This is a genomic window from Pseudomonas sp. TE3552 (genome assembly GCF_056278945.1).
The window spans coordinates 2,088,637-2,102,222 of record NZ_JBWBQJ010000001.1; the positions used below are offsets into that span (position 1 = coordinate 2,088,637).

Annotated in this window: 13 protein-coding genes; 11 read left to right on the top strand and 2 right to left on the bottom strand. The window is 60.9% G+C overall.

From position 1 onward, the window contains the following. Positions 1–210: 210 nt before the first annotated feature. The 6 genes from ACZ9BB_RS09245 (at position 211) to ACZ9BB_RS09270 (ending at position 7,133) form a co-directional block, all read left to right on the top strand. Positions 211–1,227, top strand: a complete 1,017-nt coding sequence (locus ACZ9BB_RS09245) for an AraC family transcriptional regulator (protein ID WP_476213494.1) — start codon at positions 211–213, stop codon at positions 1,225–1,227. Between the two features lie 161 nt (positions 1,228–1,388). Continuing rightward, complete coding sequence (locus ACZ9BB_RS09250) at positions 1,389–3,053, top strand: AMP-binding protein (protein ID WP_476213495.1); 1,665 nt, start codon at positions 1,389–1,391, stop codon at positions 3,051–3,053. A gap of 16 nt (positions 3,054–3,069) precedes the next feature. After that, complete coding sequence (locus tag ACZ9BB_RS09255; protein ID WP_476213496.1) at positions 3,070–3,831, top strand: SDR family NAD(P)-dependent oxidoreductase; 762 nt, start codon at positions 3,070–3,072, stop codon at positions 3,829–3,831. Between the two features lie 12 nt (positions 3,832–3,843). After that, the gene (locus ACZ9BB_RS09260; protein WP_476213497.1) at positions 3,844–5,037 is read left to right on the top strand and encodes an acetyl-CoA C-acyltransferase; all 1,194 of its coding nucleotides are present in this window, start codon (positions 3,844–3,846) and stop codon (positions 5,035–5,037) included. A 179-nt stretch (positions 5,038–5,216) separates the two neighbouring features. Continuing rightward, entirely contained in the window at positions 5,217–6,344 is a 1,128-nt protein-coding gene (locus tag ACZ9BB_RS09265; protein WP_476213498.1) for an acyl-CoA dehydrogenase, read from the top strand. A 15-nt stretch (positions 6,345–6,359) separates the two neighbouring features. Further along, the gene (locus tag ACZ9BB_RS09270; RefSeq protein ID WP_476213499.1) at positions 6,360–7,133 is read left to right on the top strand and encodes an enoyl-CoA hydratase; all 774 of its coding nucleotides are present in this window, start codon (positions 6,360–6,362) and stop codon (positions 7,131–7,133) included. A gap of 99 nt (positions 7,134–7,232) precedes the next feature. Here the strand turns inward: ACZ9BB_RS09270 and ACZ9BB_RS09275 are convergent, their stop codons facing one another. Together ACZ9BB_RS09275 and ACZ9BB_RS09280 are read right to left on the bottom strand one after the other, a co-directional pair. Beyond that, the gene (locus tag ACZ9BB_RS09275) at positions 7,233–8,384 is read right to left on the bottom strand and encodes an acyl-CoA dehydrogenase family protein (RefSeq protein WP_476213500.1); all 1,152 of its coding nucleotides are present in this window, start codon (positions 8,382–8,384) and stop codon (positions 7,233–7,235) included. 3 nt (positions 8,385–8,387) lie between these two features. Beyond that, positions 8,388–9,494, bottom strand: coding sequence for an enoyl-CoA hydratase/isomerase family protein (locus tag ACZ9BB_RS09280; RefSeq protein WP_476213501.1), 1,107 nt, complete (start codon positions 9,492–9,494; stop codon positions 8,388–8,390). A 447-nt stretch (positions 9,495–9,941) separates the two neighbouring features. Here ACZ9BB_RS09280 and ACZ9BB_RS09285 point away from each other — a divergent pair, with 447 nt between their 5' ends. From ACZ9BB_RS09285 to ACZ9BB_RS09305, 5 genes are all read left to right on the top strand, one after another. Next, positions 9,942–10,721, top strand: a complete 780-nt coding sequence (locus tag ACZ9BB_RS09285) for a transporter substrate-binding domain-containing protein (protein ID WP_476213502.1) — start codon at positions 9,942–9,944, stop codon at positions 10,719–10,721. A gap of 76 nt (positions 10,722–10,797) precedes the next feature. Continuing rightward, entirely contained in the window at positions 10,798–11,523 is a 726-nt protein-coding gene (locus ACZ9BB_RS09290; protein ID WP_008008586.1) for an ABC transporter permease, read from the top strand. After that, positions 11,520–12,230 (top strand): ABC transporter permease, encoded by a 711-nt coding sequence (locus tag ACZ9BB_RS09295; RefSeq protein ID WP_476213503.1) that lies wholly within the window; start codon positions 11,520–11,522, stop codon positions 12,228–12,230. Before ACZ9BB_RS09290 ends, ACZ9BB_RS09295 begins: the two co-directional genes overlap by 4 nt. A gap of 62 nt (positions 12,231–12,292) precedes the next feature. Beyond that, positions 12,293–13,054 carry an ABC transporter ATP-binding protein gene (locus tag ACZ9BB_RS09300; RefSeq protein WP_476213504.1) on the top strand — a complete coding sequence of 254 codons (762 nt, stop codon included), beginning with the start codon at positions 12,293–12,295 and terminating at the stop codon, positions 13,052–13,054. Positions 13,055–13,066: 12 nt separating this feature from the next. After that, a complete protein-coding gene (locus tag ACZ9BB_RS09305; protein ID WP_007900194.1) occupies positions 13,067–13,546 on the top strand; it encodes an Lrp/AsnC family transcriptional regulator in 480 nt (159 codons plus the stop codon). Positions 13,547–13,586 lie beyond the last annotated feature (40 nt).

The following is a 13,586-nucleotide window of genomic DNA, read 5'->3' on the forward strand; positions in this document are numbered from 1 at the left end:
TCATATGCTATCGGTTGCCATTTACCTGAACCTAAGCTGAACAACCTTGAAGATCCCTGTGGGCGGGCTTGCCCGCGATAGCGGACTCACACTCGAGACATCAGTCGGCTGACCCACCGCTTTCGCGGGCAAGCTCCCACGGGATCTCCTTTGCTCAATCGGGCTGCGCTAATATGCCCACCACTCAAACAACAAGGCTCACCTCGGTCAATGTCGGAAAAAGACACCATCGCCATTCAACTGGTGCGCGAAGCGCTGTTGCAGAGTTGCGCCCCTGGCGCTGCCACCGCAGAGGTGTTGAACAAGGTCGGCATCGATCCGGCGTTGCTGGATTCCACCGACGCCCGTGTCCCGGCCACCGCCTATGCGCGCTTGTGGCGTTTGCTGGCCCGGCGTGGGGACGATGAGTTTTTTGGCATGGACCCGCGCAAGCTCAAGTCCGGCAGCCTGGAGTTTCTCTGTCGTTGTTCCATGGTTCAACCGAGCCTGGCCGCCGGGCTGACCTCGGGCCTGAGCTTTCTGTCGTTGATGCTCGAGCGCCTGCCCGCGCAACTGGTTCGTCAGCAAAGCCTGGCAGAAATCGTCCTGCTGGAGGACGACGAACAACCGCGCCGCGCCTTCACCTATTTCACTTACTGGATGATCGTGCACGGCGTTGCCTGCTGGCTGGCGGGGCGGCGGATTCCGATCCTGGCCATCGAACTGCGTTGCCCGGAGCCGGATTTTTGCGATGACTATCGGGTGATGTTTTCCGAGAACCTGCGATTCGATCGGCCGCGCACGCGGATGATTTTCTCCGCCGACTGCCTGGATTTGCCGATCAAACGCAGCGCCGAAGAGCTCAAACGCTTCCTCGCCCATGCGCCGGCGAACATTCTGGTCAAGTACCGCGACCCCGAGAGCCTGGCCAGTCGGATCAAGCACGATCTGCGGCAATTGCGCGCTGAACACTGGCCGGAAACCGAGGCGCTGGCGCAGCAACTGTGCATGTCGGCCTCGACCTTGCGCCGACGCCTGGCCGAAGAAGGGCAGACGTATCAGGGGCTCAAGGACAGCGTGCGCAAGGAACTGGCCATCGTCTGGCTGGCCGAACCGGCCATCAGCTTCGCCGAAATCGCCACCCGTTTGGGGTTTGCCGATACCAGCTCGTTCTACAAGGCGTTTCGCAAGTGGTCGGGGTCCAATCCGGGGCATTATCGGAGTTTGATTCTTAACGAATCCGACTGATGGAGTTCGTCCCCGTAGAGGGACGCCTACACCCCTGGTCTTGGCCAAACCAGTCACCCAACTTGATGGCTTTGACCATTGCCCCGCCCCCCCGCGCAGAGCGAGTATTTCCCTGTTATTTACGGTTCCCCAACCTAATAAAAATCACAGGGATTCTGGCAATGCGCGATTATTTGTCTGCCACGTCACAGTTCAATTATCAGCACACCGTCGATGCCGCGCTCACAGGGTCGTTGAGCGCGCTCAACGCCTGCGTCGAGTGTTGCGACCGGCATGCCTTGCCGGGGCGCATCGCGCTGTTCTGGGAGGGCCGCGATGGCAGCAGCGCGACCTACACCTTCAGCGACTTGCAGGACAAAGCCGCGCGCTTCGCCAATTTCCTGCTGGCCCAGGGCGTGAAGAAGGGCGACAAAGTCGCCGGCCTGTTGCCACGCAACATCGAATTGCTGATCACCGTGTTCGCCGCCTGGCGCATCGGCGCGGTCTATCAGCCACTGTTCACCGCCTTCGGCCCGAAAGCCATCGAACACCGTCTGAACAGTTCCGGCGCCAAAGTGGTGGTGACCGACGCGGTCAACCGCCCAAAACTCACTGACGTGGCCGACTGCCCGACCATCGTTACCGTCGGCGGCGCCAAGGGCCAGGGCATCGTCTGTGGCGACTTCAGTTTCTGGGCCGAACTGGCCAACTACTCCAATGTCTGCGATCCGGTATTGCTGACTGGTGAAGATCCGTTCCTGCTGATGTTCACCTCGGGCACCACCGGGCCGTCGAAAGCGCTGTCGGTGCCGCTGAAAGCCATCGTCGCGTTCCAAAGTTACACCCGCGACGCCGTGGATTTGCGCCCCGAAGACGCCTTCTGGAACGTCGCCGATCCGGGCTGGGCCTACGGCATATATTTCGGCGTCACAGGGCCGATGGCCATGGGGCATCCGATCACCTTTTACGATGGCCCGTTCACCCTTGAAAGCACCTGCCGGGTGATCAACAAATACGGAATCACCAACCTCACCGGTTCGCCGACCGCGTATCGCTTGCTGATTGCCGGTGGCGATGAATTCGCCCGTTCGATCAAGGGCAAACTGCGCATCGTCAGCAGCGCTGGTGAGCCGTTGAACCCGGAAGTGATTCGCTGGTTCGCCGACAACCTCGGCGTAGTGATTCACGACCATTACGGCCAGACCGAACTGGGCATGGTCCTGTGCAATCACCATGGCCTCGATCACCCGATTCACATGGGCGCAGCCGGTTTTGCCTCGCCGGGCCATCGCATCGTGGTGCTGGACGACGAATACAAAGAACTGGGTGTCGGCCAACCGGGCATCCTGGCCATCGACCGTAGCCAGTCGCCGATGTGCTGGTTCGGCGGTTACGAAGGCGCACCGACCAAGGCCTTCGTCGGCAACTATTACCTGAGCGGCGACACCGTCGAGTGGAACCCGGACGGCAGCATCAGCTTCGTCGGCCGCAGCGACGATGTGATCACCACATCCGGCTACCGCGTCGGCCCGTTCGACGTCGAAAGCGCGTTGATCGAACACCCGGCAGTAGTCGAAGCGGCGGTGGTCGGCAAACCCGATCCAGAGCGCACCGAACTGGTGAAAGCCTTTGTCGTGCTCAACCCGCAATACCGCGCCGAGCCGGCGTTGGCCGAAGAACTGCGCCAGCACGTACGCAAGCGTCTGGCGGCGCATTCGTACCCCCGTGAAATCGAGTTTGTCAGCGAATTGCCGAAAACCCCAAGCGGCAAATTGCAGCGCTTTATCTTGCGCAACCAGGAAATCGCCAAGGCTCAAGAAGCCGCCGCGAAGAACGTTTCACCTTGAATCCAAGGAAACAATGATGCAGATCGAAAACAAGGTTTTTCTCGTCACCGGCGGTGCGTCCGGCCTCGGTGCCGCCACCGCTGAAATGCTGGTGGCCGCTGGCGCCAAAGTGATGCTGGTGGACATGAACGCCGAAGCCGTCGCGGCCCAGGCTGCACGTCTGGGCGCGCAAAGCGTGGTGGCGGATATCAGCAATGAAACTGCCGCGGAAGCGGCGGTGCAGGCGACGGTCAAAGCGTTTGGCGGCCTCAACGGTCTGGTCAATTGCGCCGGCATCGTGCGTGGCGAGAAGATCCTCGGCAAGAACGGCCCCCATGCACTGGCCAGTTTCAGCCAGGTGATCAACGTCAACCTGATCGGCAGTTTCAACATGCTGCGCCTGGCGGCGGCGGCCATCGCCGAAACCGAAGCCAATGAAGACGGCGAGCGTGGTGTGATCATCAACACCGCCTCGGCCGCGGCCTTCGACGGCCAGATCGGCCAGGCCGCGTATTCGGCGTCGAAAGGCGCGATCGTCAGCCTGACCTTGCCCGCCGCCCGTGAACTCGCACGCTTCGGTATCCGCGTGATGACCATCGCACCGGGCATTTTTGAAACGCCGATGATGGCCGGCATGACCCCGGAAGTGCGCGAGTCCCTGGCCGCTGGCGTGCCGTTTCCACCGCGCCTGGGCAAGGCGAGCGAGTACGCCGCGCTGGCCAGGCATATCATAGAAAACAGCATGCTCAACGGCGAGGTGATCCGTCTCGACGGTGCCTTGCGCATGGCCGCCAAATAAGGAGGATTAGACATGACACTTTCCAACGATCCGATTGTTATTGTCAGCGCCGTCCGCACCCCGATGGGCGGTTTCCAGGGCGAACTGAAAAGCCTGACCGCGCCGCAGCTGGGCGCCGCAGCGATTCGTGCCGCCGTTGAACGCGCCGGTATCGCCCCTGAATCCGTAGAAGAAGTGCTGTTCGGCTGCGTACTTTCCGCCGGTCTCGGCCAGGCTCCGGCGCGGCAAGCAGCACTGGGCGCCGGGCTGGATAAATCGACTCGCTGCACGACGCTGAACAAAATGTGCGGCTCGGGCATGGAGGCCACGATCCTGGCCCACGACATGTTGGTCGCCGGCAGTGCCGATGTGGTCGTCGCCGGGGGCATGGAAAGCATGTCCAACGCGCCATTCCTGCTGGATCGCGCCCGCAGCGGCTACCGTATGGGCCATGGCCGGGTACTCGATCACATGTTCCTCGATGGCCTCGAAGACGCGTACGACAAGGGGCGCCTGATGGGCACCTTCGCCGAGGATTGCGCCGAAACCAACGGCTTCAGCCGTGAAGCTCAGGACGCCTTTGCCATTGCCTCGACCACCCGCGCGCAACAGGCGATCAAGGACGGCAGCTTCGACGCCGAGATCGTGCCGTTGCAGGTGATGGTCGGCAAAGAGCAGGTGCTGATCAGCCACGACGAACAGCCACCGAAAGCCAAACTGGACAAGATCGCCTCGCTGAAACCGGCGTTCCGCGACGGCGGCACCGTGACGGCGGCGAACTCCAGTTCGATCTCCGACGGCGCGGCGGCATTGGTGCTGATGCGCCGTTCCGAAGCAGAAAGACAAGGGCTGAAACCGCTGGCGGTGATTCACGGCCACGCCGCGTTTGCCGATACCCCGGGCCTGTTCCCGGTGGCCCCGGTGGGCGCGATCAAGAAGCTGATGAAGAAAACCGGCTGGTCGCTGGATGAAGTCGAGCTGTTCGAAGTGAATGAAGCCTTCGCGGTGGTGAGTTTGGTGACCATGACCAAACTGGAGATCCCCCACGAGAAGATCAACGTTCACGGCGGTGCCTGTGCGTTGGGTCACCCGATCGGTGCCTCCGGCGCGCGGATCCTCGTAACCTTGCTCTCGGCCCTGCGCCAGAAAGGCCTGAAACGCGGTGTTGCAGCCATCTGCATCGGCGGCGGCGAAGCGACGGCGATGGCCGTGGAATGCCTGTATTAAGGGATGACACCAATCCCTGTGGGAGCGGGCTTTGTGGCGAGGGGGCTTGCCCCCGTTGGGCCGCGCAGCGGCCCCACGAATCTGCGAGCGCTGCGCACTCGAACGGGGGCAAGCCCCCCTCGCCACAAGAATCGCTCCCACAGGTTCTGCGTCTTCAGGATAATTTTTAAGGACTTGGCATGATTCCCAATGACGAACAACTTCAGATCAGCGACGCGGCCCGGCAGTTTGCCCAGGAACGGCTGAAACCGTTCGCCGCCGAATGGGACCGTGAGCATCGCTTCCCCAAGGAAGCCATCGCCGAAATGGCCGACCTGGGCTTCTTCGGCATGCTGGTGCCTGAGCAGTGGGGCGGTTGCGACACCGGTTACCTGGCCTACGCCATGGCCCTGGAAGAAATCGCCGCCGGCGATGGTGCCTGCTCGACCATCATGAGCGTGCACAACTCGGTGGGTTGCGTGCCGATCCTCAAGTTCGGTAACGACGATCAGAAAGAACGCTTCCTCAAGCCGCTGGCCAGCGGCGCGATGCTCGGTGCGTTTGCGCTGACCGAACCGCAAGCCGGCTCCGATGCCAGCAGCCTGAAAACCCGTGCCCGCCTGGACGGCGACCACTACGTGCTCAACGGCTGTAAGCAGTTCATTACCTCCGGGCAAAACGCCGGGGTGGTGATCGTGTTTGCGGTGACCGACCCGAGTGCCGGCAAGCGTGGGATCACGGCGTTGATCGTACCCACCGATGCGCCGGGCTATAAAGTCGCGCGGGTCGAAGACAAACTCGGCCAGCACGCCTCCGATACCTGCCAGATCCTCTTCGAGGATGTGAAAGTGCCGGTGGCCAATCGACTGGGTGAGGAGGGCGAAGGTTACAAAATCGCCCTGGCCAACCTCGAAGGCGGCCGTGTCGGCATCGCCTCGCAATCGGTGGGCATGGCCCGCGCTGCATTCGAAGCGGCCCGTGACTACGCCCGTGAGCGCGAGAGCTTCGGCAAGCCGATCATCGAGCACCAGGCGGTAGCGTTCCGCCTGGCGGACATGGCGACCCAGATCGCCGTGGCCCGGCAAATGGTGCATTACGCGGCGGCGTTGCGCGACAGCGGTAAACCGGCGCTGGTGGAAGCTTCCATGGCCAAGCTATTCGCCTCGGAAATGGCCGAAAAGGTTTGCTCCTCGGCGTTGCAAACCCTTGGCGGTTACGGTTACCTGAACGACTTCCCGCTGGAGCGGATCTACCGCGACGTGCGGGTTTGCCAGATCTACGAAGGCACCAGTGATATTCAGCGCATGGTCATTTCGCGCAATCTTTGAGAAGGAGTCCAATCTGTGAGCTATGAAACGATTTTGCTGGAAATCCACGACCGTGTGGGCCTGATCACCCTCAACCGTCCGCAAGCCTTGAACGCGTTGAATGCCCAAATCGTCAGCGAGCTGAACCACGCCCTCGATGGCCTGGAAGCCGATTCAAACATCGGCTGCATCGTGCTGACCGGCTCGAAAAAAGCCTTCGCCGCCGGTGCCGACATCAAGGAAATGGCCGAGCTGACCTACCCGCAGATCTACCTCGACGACCTGTTCAGCGACAGCGATCGCGTGGCCAACCGCCGCAAGCCGATCATCGCCGCGGTCAACGGTTTCGCCTTGGGCGGTGGCTGTGAACTGGCGCTGATGTGCGACTTCATTCTGGCCGGCGACAACGCCAGATTTGGTCAGCCGGAAATCAACCTCGGCGTACTGCCGGGCATGGGCGGCACCCAGCGCCTGACCCGTGCCGTGGGCAAGGCCAAGGCCATGGAAATGTGCCTGAGCGGGCGTTTGATCGATGCGGTGGAAGCCGAGCGTTGCGGGATCGTGGCGCGGATCGTGCCGGCGGATGAACTTGTGGAAGAAGCGCTGAAAGTCGCGGCGTTGATTGCGAAGAAGTCGCTGCCGATTGCGATGATGATCAAGGAAAGCGTCAACCGCGCCTTCGAAGTCAGCCTGTCGGAAGGCGTGCGCTTTGAGCGCCGAGTGTTCCACGCGGCGTTTGCCACGCAGGATCAGAAGGAGGGGATGGCGGCGTTTATTGCCAAGCGTGAGGCCGAATTCCAAGGCAAGTGATGTAGCGTTCTCGAGGACGTCTTCGCGGGCAAGCCTCGCTTCTACAGAGGATATGTATTCCCCTGTAGAGCGAGGCTTGCCCGCGAAGCTTTTTAGCTATCACACCAAATAGTTTTTCAACTCCCGGGCAATCACCATCCGCTGTATCTCGCTCGACCCCTCATAAATCTGCGTGATCCGCGCATCCCGGTAGTAACGCTCCACCGGGTAATCCTCCAGATACCCATACCCGCCATGAATCTGTATCGCCGACGAGCAGACCTTCTCCGCCATCTCCGAGGCAAACAATTTGGCCTGTGAAGCCTCCGACAGACACGGCTTGCCGGCACTGCGCAACCGCGCGGCGTGCAGGATCAGCAAGCGTGCGGCGTTCAGTCGGGTGTGCATGTCGGCCAGCATATTGGCGATGCTCTGGTGTTCAATGATCGGCTTGTCGAACTGCACCCTATCCCGCGCATAAGCCAGCGCCGCTTCGAACGCTGCACGGGCGATGCCCAAGGCTTGCGCGGCGATGCCGATGCGCCCGCCTTCGAGGTTGGAGAGGGCGATGGCCAGGCCTTTGCCGCGCTCGCCCAGCAGATTGGCCTCGGGAACGGTGCAATTGTTCAGGGTGACGGCGCAGGTATCGGAAGCTCGAATGCCCATCTTGTGTTCGCTGCGGTCGACGATGAAACCCGCTGTTGCGGTCGGCACCAGGAACGCCGAGATGCCGCGCTTGCCCAGCTCCGGATCGGTCACGGCGAACACGATCGCCAGTTTCGCCCGTTTGCCGTTGCTGACGAATTGCTTGGCGCCGTTGATCACCCACTGGCCGTCGCGCAGTTCGGCGCGGGTGCGCAGGTTATGGGCTTCGGAACCGGCCTGGGGTTCGGTGAGGCAGAAGCAACCGATGGCCTGGCCGCTGGCGAGGTCCGGCAACCACTCCTGTTTCTGTTCTTCGGTGCCGTAATTGAGCACCGGCCCGCAGCCCACGGAGTTGTGGATGCTCATCAGCGCACCGGTGGCGCCGTCACCGGCGGAAATCTCTTCCACCGCCAAGGCGTAGGCCACGTAGTCGACATAGGTGCCGCCCCATTCCTCGGGCACCACCATGCCCAGCAGGCCCAGTTCGCCCATCTTCGCCACTAGGCCGTCATCGATCCAGCCGGCCTTTTCCCAGGCCTGTGCGTGGGGCGCGATCTCGCCACGGGCAAAATCCCGGGCCATGTCGCGGATCATCACTTGCTCTTCGCTTAATTCGATATCGTGCATGGCTCAGCTCCCGCTCTGGTCGAACCCGGTGAAAAAACTCGCCACGTGCTCGGCGTCCAGCGCCTGCAGAGTCGGCGGGTTCCAGCGCGGGTTCTTGTCTTTGTCGATCAGCAAGGCGCGCACGCCTTCGATCAGATCGCCGCGTTCGAACCACTGGCGATCCAGGTGCAGTTCGAGGGCGAAGCACTGTTCCAGGCTCAGGTGCCGACCGCGCCGCAGCATTTCCAGGGTCACGCCCATGGCCAGCGGTGAACGGCTTTCCAGCAAATCGGCGGTGGCCGTGGCCCATTCATGACTGTCGGCGACGGTCACTGCACGCAGTTGTTCCACCATACTCGGCACATCGGGCAGGGCGAAGAAGTGATCGATGGCCGGCCGCAACGCCGCCAAGGGTGCTACCGGCAGTTGTTGCACGGCGAGTTTCGCCAGCATGCCTTGCAGGTCCTTGAGCGGTGTGTCGTGCCATTCCAGATGGTCGAGTCGTTCGTCCAGCTCGCCCAGGCTGGCGCTCTCCAGATACCAGTCGGCCAAGCCGCAATAGAGCGCATCGGCGGCGCGAATCTGCACGCCGCTGACGCCCAGGTAAATGCCCAACTCACCGGGAATGCGCGGCAGGAAGTGGCTGCCGCCGACGTCCGGGAAATAACCGATGGCCACTTCCGGCATCGCCAGACGGCTGCGTTCGGTGACCACCCGCAAATCGGCGCCTTGCACCAGCCCCATGCCGCCGCCCAGCACAAAGCCGTCCATCAAGGCCAGGACCGGTTTGCGATAGTGATGGATCGTGAGGTCGAGGGCGTATTCCTCGACGAAGAAGTCTTCGTGCAATGTGCCACCGCTTTTGAAGCTGTCGTACAGCGAGCGGATATCGCCGCCGGCACAGAAAGCTTTTTCGCCGGCACCACGCAACACCACCGCGTGCACCTGCGGATCCTGGGCCCAGGCATCGAGCTGGCATTGCAGGTTGCGAACCATGTCCAGGGTAATGGCATTGAGGCCGGCGGGGCGATTGAGGGTCAGGTGACCGATGTGATTGCGAACCTCGGCCAACACTTCGTTTTGCGTGGCATCCATGGACTGTGTTTGCGGGGTTGAAACCTGAGCAGTCATCACTAACTCCCTGCTTTTATTGTTCTTTATAGAAAAGCTCGCGCGCGAGCGATGCTGGATCGTAACAGTGCAAATTTGTGCTGTACAACCGGGATACGTGCAGGTGTTGTCTGCATTTTTGTGATGCCGGATGCAAATTTACCCCGCAAAACGCATGTGGGCGGCGCTTGCGACCGATTCGGCTGTCAAGGCAGCCTTATCAGCGCAATAGGGGTGTCTGCATCGGGCCTTACGACACCTGCTCCCGATCTTCTGTTGGCATTCTGGACGTGGGTTTGAAACCTTGTGTCGAGGGTTTCGACCGGGTGCCGATCAGTGAGAAGCACTCTGTGCAAAACAATAAGAACGCTGTTGCGGTGTGAACCGCATCGACTCTCTGTTCCTGCCCATAAAGGTGGCCTGGTTAGCCCGGCCGCGATAACTCCAAATAAATCGGGATTCAAGACGATGAAGACTAGATGGCTGAGCGTATCGGTACTCGCGTTGCTGTGCTGTTCCACCGTTGCCAGCGCCAAGGAGTGGAAAGAACTGCGCTTTGGTGTCAACCCCAGTTACCCGCCTTTTGAATCCACCACCGCCGATGGCGGTGTGCAAGGGTTCGGCGTGGACCTGGGCAATGCAATCTGCGCCGAGCTGAAGTTGAAGTGCGTGTGGGTCAGCAATGACTTCGACGGGCTGATTCCGGCTCTCAAGGCGGGCAAGTTCGACGCCATCGAGTCCTCGATGACCGTGACCGAAGCGCGTAAAAAACAGATCGACTTTACCGATCGCCTGTACGCCGGACCGACCGCCATCGTCACCCGCAAGGATTCCGGCCTGATGCCCACCGCCGAATCGCTGCAAGGCAAGACCATCGGTTACATGCAGGGCACCATTCAGGAAACCTACGCCAAGGCCAAACTGGGGCCGAACGGTGTGAAGCTCAAGGCTTATCAGAATCAGGATCAGGTTTACGCCGACCTGGTTTACGGGCGTCTCGATGCGTCGATCCAGGACAAACTGCAAGCGCAAATGAGCTTTCTGACGTCGCCGCAAGGGGCGGACTTCAAGAACAGCGAAGGCATCAGCGACCCATTGGTGCCGTCGGAAATCGCCATCGGCATCCGCAAGGACAACGAAGAGCTCAAAGGCATGCTCAATGCCGCCATCAAGGCCCTGCATGAAAAGGGCATCTACGCACAGATCCAGCAGAAGCATTTCGGCGATCTGGACCTCTACAACAACTGATCCTCGCGCCCCGAGTGCTGCGTCCTGGTAACAGGCGCAGCGCTTGCAAGCGGGCGCCTCAAGACAGGTGACTGGCGTGAACTCCTTCCTGAATCTGATCGGGGTCGATCTTTCGGCCCTGCAAGGCTATGGCCCTTTGTTGCTGCACGGCACCTGGGTCACCCTAAAACTGTCGGCGCTGTCACTGCTGGTGAGCATGGCGCTGGGGCTGCTCGGCGCGGCGGCCAAGCTGTCGCCGCTGAAGCTGTTGAACCTGCCCGCCACTTTCTACACCACGTTGATTCGCGGCGTGCCGGACCTGGTGCTGATGCTGCTGATTTTCTACAGCCTGCAGGGCTGGCTGAGCAGCCTGACCGAAGCCATGGGCTGGCCTTACATGGAAATCGACCCGTTTGTGGCCGGCGTCGTCACCCTCGGTTTTATCTACGGCGCGTATTTCACCGAAACCTTTCGCGGGGCGATCCTGAGCGTGCCGCGCGGCCAACAGGAAGCCGCCGCCAGCTTTGGGCTGAACCGCTGGCAGCGTTTTCGTTTCGTGGTGTTCCCGCAAATGATGCGGTTCGCCTTGCCGAGCCTGGGCAACAACTGGCTGGTGCTGCTCAAGGCCACGGCGCTGGTGTCGATCATCGGCTTGTCGGACCTGGTCAAGGTGGCGCAGGAAGCCGGTAAAAGCACCTTCAACATGCTCGACTTCCTGCTACTGGCGGGGGCGTTGTATCTGCTGATCACCAGCGCGTCGAATTACGTACTGAGAGTACTTGAGCGGCGTTATAACCAAGGCGTACGGGGAATGGCGCGATGATCGAGTTGATTGCCGAATACTGGAAACCGTTTCTGTTCAGCGACGGCTACAGCTTCACCGGATTGGCGATGACCTTGTGGCTATTGGTGGCGAGCATCGTGATGGGGTTCTTCCTCTCGCTGCCGCTGGCGATCCTTCGAACCTCGCGCTGGGGCCTGCTGCGCTGGCCGGTTCAGCTGTTCACCTATGTGTTTCGCGGCACGCCGCTGTATATCCAATTGCTGATTTGCTACAGCGGGATCTACGGCATCGCCGTGGTTCGCTCGCAACCGCTGCTCGAAGCGTTTTTTCGCGATGCGATGAATTGCACCTTGCTGGCGTTCACACTCAACACCTGCGCCTACACCGTGGAAATTTTCGCCGGGGCGATCCGCAGCATTCCCTACGGTGAAATCGAGGCAGCCCATGCCTATGGCTTGAGCGGCTGGCGTCTGTACCTGCGGCTGATCCTGCCCTCGGCCTTGCGCCGGGCACTGCCGTATTACAGCAATGAAGTGATCCTGATGTTGCACGCCACGTCGGTGGCATTCACCGCAACCATTCCCGACATTCTCAAAATCGCCCGGGACGCCAATGCCGCGACCTTCATGACCTTTCAGGCCTTCGGTATCGCCGGCCTGCTGTACCTCGCGCTGTCGTTCGGCCTGGTCGGCGCGTTCCGTCTGGCGGAGAAGCGCTGGCTGAGTTTCCTCGGTCCGGCTCACTAATCTTTCTATCCAGAACAGAGCACGGCAGCGCTTGAACAAGCGCTGCCGCAGGAGATTTTTGCATGTATAAACTCACGGTTGAAAATCTGTACAAACGTTTTGGTGACAATGAAGTGCTCAAAGGCGTCTCGTTGAACGCACGGGCCGGCGATGTAGTGAGCATGATCGGTGCCAGCGGTTCGGGTAAAAGCACCATGCTGCGCTGCATCAACTTTCTGGAGCGGGCGGACGAGGGTGCCATTGTGCTGGACGGTGAGCGCGTCATCACTCGCCCAGGCGCGGGTGGCATGCGAGTCGCCAACCCGGCGCAGTTGCAGCGCTTGCGCACACGCCTGGCGATGGTGTTCCAGCATTTCAATTTGTGGAGCCATCTGACCGTACTGGAAAACATCATACTGGCGCCGTGCCGGGTGCTGGGTGTCAGCCGCAAGGCCGCCGAAGAGAGCGCACGGGCGTATCTGGACAAGGTCGGTTTGCCGCAACGGGTGGCCGATCAATACCCGGCGTTTCTGTCCGGCGGGCAGCAACAGCGGGTCGCGATTGCCCGGGCGTTGGCCGTGGAACCAGAGATTCTGTTGTTCGACGAGCCGACCTCGGCCCTCGATCCGGAGCTGGTGGGCGAGGTGTTGAAGGTGATTCAGGCGCTGGCCGAAGAAGGCCGGACCATGTTGATGGTGACCCACGAAATGGGCTTTGCCCGGCAGGTGTCCAGCCAGGTGTTGTTCTTGCATCAGGGGCGAGTCGAGGAGCAAGGTGATGCGAGCATCCTCGACCAGCCAGAGAGTGACCGTTTGCAGCAATTCCTATCGGGTCGTTTGAAGTGAGGCAAGACGTACATGGCGGATATCCGCGATCTGTCGATTGTGCTTGATCGTATCGATCAGGCCATTATCGAAGTGCTGCGCCACGAAGGGCGTATCACTTATCAAAAGCTTTCCGAGCGCGTGCACCTCACGCCCAGGCCGTGCCTGGAACGGGTGCGCAAACTCGAACAGCTCGGGGTTATCCGTGGTTACGGGGCTATTCTCGACGAGAAAAAACTGACACCGGGCCTGTCACTGCTGGTGTTGGTCGCGCTGTCGAACCAAAGCGGGCGGGCGGCGCAAAAGGCCTTTGAGGCCAAGGTCCGTGGTTGTCCGCAAGTGCTGGAATGCCGCTTGATCAGCGGCGCGTTCGACTACAGCCTGCGCATGCGTTGCCGGGACATGGAACATTACCGGGTGTTGACCGAAGTCTGGTTCGACGACCCGGAGTTGCACATCGACAAACTGGTCAGCCATCCGGAACTGGCGATGGTCAAGACCACCATGGAATAGCGCTGCTACAGACCCTCGCCGAATCGGCTGAACGATCGCA